This window comes from Sulfurihydrogenibium yellowstonense SS-5, from assembly GCF_000173615.1.
In the GTDB taxonomy this organism is placed as follows: Bacteria; Aquificota; Aquificia; order Aquificales; family Hydrogenothermaceae; genus Sulfurihydrogenibium; species Sulfurihydrogenibium yellowstonense.
The window spans coordinates 1-4,674 of the sequence record NZ_ABZS01000140.1 but is presented as its reverse complement, the minus strand read 5'-3'; the positions used below and the strand labels follow the sequence as shown (position 1 = coordinate 4,674).

Annotated in this window: 5 protein-coding genes, 1 tRNA gene and 1 pseudogene; all 7 read left to right on the top strand. The window is 31.6% G+C overall.

Going from position 1 to position 4,674, the window contains the following annotated elements:
- On the top strand, positions 1–444 hold a 444-nt coding region (locus tag SULYE_RS06200; RefSeq protein WP_007547624.1), incomplete at its 5' end, for an S-adenosylmethionine:tRNA ribosyltransferase-isomerase.
- Between the two features lie 413 nt (positions 445–857).
- Positions 858–2,156 (top strand): sensor domain-containing diguanylate cyclase, encoded by a 1,299-nt coding sequence (locus SULYE_RS06195; protein WP_007547623.1) that lies wholly within the window; start codon positions 858–860, stop codon positions 2,154–2,156.
- Complete coding sequence (locus SULYE_RS08585; protein ID WP_007547622.1) at positions 2,131–2,451, top strand: hypothetical protein; 321 nt, start codon at positions 2,131–2,133, stop codon at positions 2,449–2,451. Before SULYE_RS06195 ends, SULYE_RS08585 begins: the two co-directional genes overlap by 26 nt.
- The gene (locus SULYE_RS06190; protein ID WP_007547621.1) at positions 2,421–2,960 is read left to right on the top strand and encodes a 4-diphosphocytidyl-2C-methyl-D-erythritol kinase; all 540 of its coding nucleotides are present in this window, start codon (positions 2,421–2,423) and stop codon (positions 2,958–2,960) included. The genes SULYE_RS08585 and SULYE_RS06190 overlap by 31 nt, the downstream gene beginning before the upstream one ends.
- 6 nt (positions 2,961–2,966) lie before the next feature.
- Positions 2,967–3,038 (top strand) — tRNA-Gln (locus tag SULYE_RS06185).
- A gap of 31 nt (positions 3,039–3,069) precedes the next feature.
- Positions 3,070–4,005: a ribose-phosphate diphosphokinase gene (locus SULYE_RS06180; protein WP_007547619.1), complete on the top strand. Its 936-nt coding sequence runs from the start codon at positions 3,070–3,072 to the stop codon at positions 4,003–4,005.
- A 292-nt stretch (positions 4,006–4,297) separates the two neighbouring features.
- A pseudogene (locus tag SULYE_RS06175) lies at positions 4,298–4,674 on the top strand (hydroxyacid dehydrogenase); the annotation flags it as partial.

The following is a 4,674-nucleotide window of genomic DNA, read 5'->3' as shown; positions in this document are numbered from 1 at the left end:
AAAATAAAAGAAAAAGGTGTAAACATTGCTTACATAACTCTTCATGTTGGACTTGGAACGTTTAAGCCTGTCAAAACAGAAGATATTACAAAACATAAGATGCATGAAGAATACTTTACAATTCCAAAAGAAACCTTAGAGATGATAAAAAAAACTAAAGAAAATAAAAAATCCGTTGTAGCTGTTGGAACCACCGTAGTTAGAGCATTAGAGACTTACGGCAAATTTGGAAAGACTGAAGGTTTTACAGATATCTTTATATATCCACCTTATGAGTTTAAAATTGTTGACAAACTCATCACAAACTTTCATCTCCCAAAATCAACCCTTTTAATGTTAGTCTCTGCATTTGCAGATAGAGATTTTATATTAAAAGCTTACAACGAGGCTGTAAAAGAAAGATACAGATTTTTCAGCTACGGCGATGCTATGTTGATTGTTTAGAAATGTGAGCAAGTGAATAGGTAAGAAAACTTTGTGTTTCAGTATAGATATAAAGCGAAAGATGGAGACTGTTCCAAAAATCCACATCGTCATTCTGAGCGAAGCGAAGAATCTCATGTTTTTTCTTTTCAAGTCAAAAAATCAAAAATGAGATCCTTCGGCCTTACGGCCTCAGGATGACAAAGAAAGGTTGAATATAAGCATCAGAGAAAGGACAACCTTAGATTGTCATTCTGAGCGTAAGCGAAGAATCTCCCTTTTTCTTTATTCCTTTGGAAAACCATTAAAATATGAGATCCTTTACTTCGTTCAGGATGACATGCAAGGGTAAACTTACAAAAAATTTTAGAACATTCTCCTGTTAAGTATAAACAATTTAAAAATTTATGTTATCATATTTAAGGATTTGAAAAATGAGGCTAAAAAGAATGCTACAAGAGCTACTTGAGGGGTTTCAGGAAAAGATTCCAAAAGAAAAATGGAAAATAGACTCAAAAGATATTGAGATAATTTTTGAAGATTTTTCTAAACATTTTGAGACAAATGTATCTTTAAAAATTTTACCTGAAGAGGACAGAAAAGTATTATTTCGCTTCATTAAAAGATATATAAAAAATTATTTACCTGTATATCCTGATGAAAATAGAATAAAACTTTTGCGAAGGCTGGGAGAAAGATTATTAATTAAACTAATTTCAGAATTTTCTGTTGTTGAAGTGTATAAGATTATACTAAGGGCTGTTGAAAAGATAGAAGATGAGGGCAAAAGGGAAATTCTAAAAGAAAAAATTAACTTTGATTTTATGATCGTTATTTCACCTTACATTAATTTGTCTTATAAAGAGGATAAAAAAATATTAAAAGATAGTAGTTTAGAGTATGTATTAAGTGTAGAAAAAGGAATAAATATTCATTTAAACATAAAAAACGAATTGTATAAATCATTATTCTCTGGGAAAAACCATGTTAAAATCAAATTTGCCGAAGATTGTGAATTCACTCAGTGGTTAAGGGATAGCTTGACAAATTTAGTAAATAACAAAAATATAATCAAAGAAATAGAATCTTTGCATGAAAAATTTCATCTTATGGCTCAAAAAATCTTAGAGAGTAAAGACAATTTTACCAAAATATTACTTCTTAAAGATTTAGAGGATAATTCTTTAAAATTAATCTATCTATTGAATAAAATCTATACAGAAAATCTAAGCCAAATAGCAATCTATGACAAATTAACACAAGTTTACAATAGAGCTTTGCTGGATAGTATTTTATATAAATCAGCTAAATATGCAAAAAGACATAAATTGCCTATTTCAATTATTATGTTAGATATAGATAATTTTAAAGGCATAAATGATACATACGGACATTTAGAGGGTGACAGAATATTAAAAACGGTCGCTTCTATAATAAAATCTTCAATTAGAGAATCGGATTATGCTTTTAGATACGGTGGAGAAGAATTTTTAATACTTTTGCCAAACACAGATATAAATGGCGCCATTGTTGTTGGAGAAAAAACTAGAAAAAATATAGAAAATTTTGATTTTAGTCTTGATAGAAAAATTACAATAAGCTGTGGCATAAAGCAAATAGAAAATTTTGATAATCCTTATTTAGATATAGAGCAAGCCGATAAATATTTATATATAGCAAAAAAATCAGGTAAGAATAGGTGCATATATGGAAATACTATACTCACCAGCTAAAATAAACTTAGGTTTATGGATATTAGATAAAAGACCGGATGGTTATCATGAAATTTTTACTCTATATCATACCCTTGATTTTTATGACAGAATTATAATTCAAGAGCATCCATTTTTAGAAGTAAAAACCTCGCTGCCGGAGATAAAGCAAGAAGAAAACATAGTGTATAAAGCTATTTCGTTGTTTGAAAGTTATACAGGCATAGAACAAAATTTACAGGTTATTATTGAGAAAAACATCCCTGTTGGTGGTGGTCTTGGGCGGTGGAAGTTCCCAACGCTGCTACTGTTTTAAATTATCTAAATAAAAAACATGGTAATATCCTGCCAGAAGAAAAATTATTTGAAATTGCTGTTAAGCTTGGTGCTGATGTTCCGTTTTTCTTAAAAGGTGGTTTTGCTATAGGAGAAGGTATAGGAGAAAAACTTACATTCTTACCAAAAACTTTAAACGAGGAGATCTTTATAATCTATCCTAACATAAAGTCGGACACAAAAACTGTATACTCCAAGGTTGACAAATCTATATTGACAAATAAAGGAGATTTAAATATAATATTATCTCTGATTAATGAATACGATATAAAGAAATTAGAAGCTTACATTGAGAATAAGTTAGGTGACATAGCCTTAGATTTGTATCCAGAGATAAAGGAAGTTTACGATTTTTTAAATTATTTAGGATTTTCAGCGAAAGTATCCGGTAGTGGCAGCTGTGTTTATGTAATAGGAAAGCCAACTGAAGAAGTTGAAAAAGCTGCAGCCATTAAAGGTTGGAGATTGATAAAAACGAAACTCAAATAAATACACTGGGGAGTAGTTCAGCGGCAGAACACCGGTCTTTGGAACCGGGTGTCGGAGGTTCGAATCCTCCCTCCCCAGCTACAATCAAAGTTGTCTTCGGAGGATTCAATTGAGTAGAGCCTTAAAAATTATCAGCGGAAATGCCAATCCCTCTCTGTCTAAAGAAATCTCAAATTACTTAGAAACTCCCTTAGTTGATGTTCTTCTTACAAGATTTAGTGATGGAGAAATCAGAGTCCAAATAAATGAAAACGTTAGAGGTGCTGACGTTTTTGTTATCCAATCTCTAACCCATCCTACAAACGATAGCATAATGGAACTTTTACTTTTATTAGATGCTTTAAAAAGGTCTTCAGCCCATAGAATAACTGCTGTTATTCCATACTATGCATATGCAAGACAAGATAGAAAAGATAAACCAAGAGTGCCTATCAGTGCTAAATTACTTGCAGATTTGATTCAAACAGCCGGGGCTCACAGAGTTTTAACGGTAGATTTACATTCAGCTCAAATACAGGGATTTTTCAACATTCCGGTTGACAATATTTTTGCGTTACCTGTTATTTATGAGTATTTAAAAGCAAAAAACATAGAAGATTTAGTTATTGTTTCACCTGATGCAGGCGGTGTTGAAAGGGCAAGAATGCTTCAAAATAGGCTTGGCGGTAATCTTGCAATAATATATAAAAAAAGACCGGCTCCAAACGTAGTGGAAACCCTTGATGTTATTGGTGATGTGAGCGGTAAAAATGCTGTAATCATTGATGATATTATAGATACTGCCGGAACTATTGTAGCAGCTGCTGATATGTTAATTTCCAAAGGTGCTAAATCTGTAATTGCAGCATGTACTCATCCTGTTTTCTCGGGACCTGCCGTTGAAAGATTAAAAAATTCTTCTATTCAAGAGGTAATAGCTACAAACACAATTCCCGTAGATGGAAAAGAGTTTGATAAACTGACAGTTATATCTGTTGCTGAATTGATCGGAGAAGCTATTAAGAGAATAAATATAGAAAGTTCTGTAAGTTCATTGTTTATTTAAAGTTTAATAAGTATAAAGTCTTCGGGATGACGGTTGGTTGATAAGTATTATAGGAAGGATAAACGTTAGGTGTCATTTTGGAGCCGTGCGAAGAATCTCCTTGTTGTTTTCATAAGACAAAAACAGGAGATCCTTCGGCCTTACGGCCTCAGGATGACAAAGAAAGGTTGAATAGTAAGCATAAGAAAAATGGTTATCTTATTTGACATTCTGAGTGAAGTCAAGAATTTTTTGTTTACAGTAATTAAAAAAGAAAATTACGTTTATTAAGTATTAATTTGAGAGGAATAAAATGAAGCTTGCAATACTTGATGCTGCAACCCTTGGTGATGATGTTAATTTAGATATTTTTAGAGACTTTGGATATCTTGAAATATATCAAACTACAAACTCTAAGCAGGAAACCATAGAAAGAGTAAAAGATAAGACAATAATAATTACTAACAAAGTAATCATTGATAAAGAAATTATGGATAATGCACCTTATCTTAAATTAATATGCGTTGCTGCAACCGGATATAACAACGTAGATATAGATTATGCAAAGCAAAAAGGAATTGCTGTTGCTAATGTGTCGGGATACTCAACTAACAGCGTTGTTCAGCATACTTTTGCAATGCTCTTTTATCTTTTAGAAAGTCTTAGATATTATGATGATTATGTTAAATC